The following is a 1,112-nucleotide window of genomic DNA, read 5'->3' on the forward strand; positions in this document are numbered from 1 at the left end:
GGTGGTGGTCATGCGGCGTCTCCGAGGTGGGGGCGGGTCAGGACCATGGCGCTCTGGAATCCGCCGAATCCGCTGCCGACGCTCAGGACGGTGTCGGTGCGTTGTTCGCGGGCGGTCAGGGGGGTGTAGTCCAGGTCGCAGGTGGGGTCGGGGGTGTGGAGGTTCGCGGTGGGGGGGATGGTGTTGTGTTCGATGGCCAGGGCGCTGGCGGCGATTTCCAGGGAACCGATCGCGCCGAGTGAGTGTCCGATCATCGATTTGATGGAGCTGACCGGGACCCGGTGGGCGTGTTGGCCCAGGCTGCGTTTGAACGCGGCGGTCTCGTGGCGGTCGTTTTGTTTGGTGCCGGAGCCGTGGGCGTTGATGTAGTGGACGTCGTCGGGGTTTCGGCGGGCCTCGTCCAGGGCCACGGTGATGGCTTGTGCCATCTCGGCGCCGTCGGCGCGCAGTCCGGTCATGTGGTAGGCGTTGCAGCGGCTGGCGAACCCGGCGATCTCGGCGTAGATGTGGGCGCCGCGGGCCCGGGCGCTTTCGAGTTCTTCCAGGACCAGGATGGCCGAGCCCTCGCCCAGGACGAATCCGTTGCGGGTCGCGTCGAAGGGGCGTGAGGCGGTGGCGGGGTCGTCGTTGCGGGGCGAGGTGGCTTTGATCGCGTCGAAGCAGGCGACGCTGATGGGGGAGATCGGGGCTTCGGTCGCGCCGGTGATCATCACGTCGGCGCTGCCCTCGCGGATCAGTTCGACCGCGTGTCCGATGGAGTCCAGGCCGGAGGTGCAGCCGGTGGAGACCATGGCGACGGGGCCTTGCGCGTTGACCCGCCAGGCGACCTCGGCGGCCATCGAGCTCGGCACGAAGTAGTCGAACAGGTGGGCGACCGCGAGGGTGTGGTCGACTTCCCAGGTGGTGCCGCCGCGGCTGACCGCGTTGTACTGGACGTCCAGGCCGGTGGTGCAGCCCACCGCGCTGCCCAGGGTGACTCCGGTGCGGGTCGGGTCGATGTTCGCGTGTTCCAGTCCGCTGTCGCGCAGGGCCTCGCCCGCGCTGACGATCGCGAATTGCGCGGCCCGGTCCAGGCGCAGGGCCTCCTCGGTGGTGAAGCCGTGTTCCAAGGG

Annotated in this window: 1 protein-coding gene; it reads right to left on the reverse strand. The window is 69.4% G+C overall.

Features of this window, described 5'->3' with window-relative positions:
- Positions 1-8: 8 nt before the first annotated feature.
- A partial coding sequence (locus ACFY0I_RS39900) for a beta-ketoacyl-[acyl-carrier-protein] synthase family protein (RefSeq protein ID WP_388904736.1) occupies positions 9-1,112 on the reverse strand: 1,104 nt, incomplete at its 5' end.

It is taken from the genome of Streptomyces sp. NPDC001568, assembly GCF_042893755.1.
GTDB lineage: Bacteria > Actinomycetota > Actinomycetes > Streptomycetales > Streptomycetaceae > Streptomyces.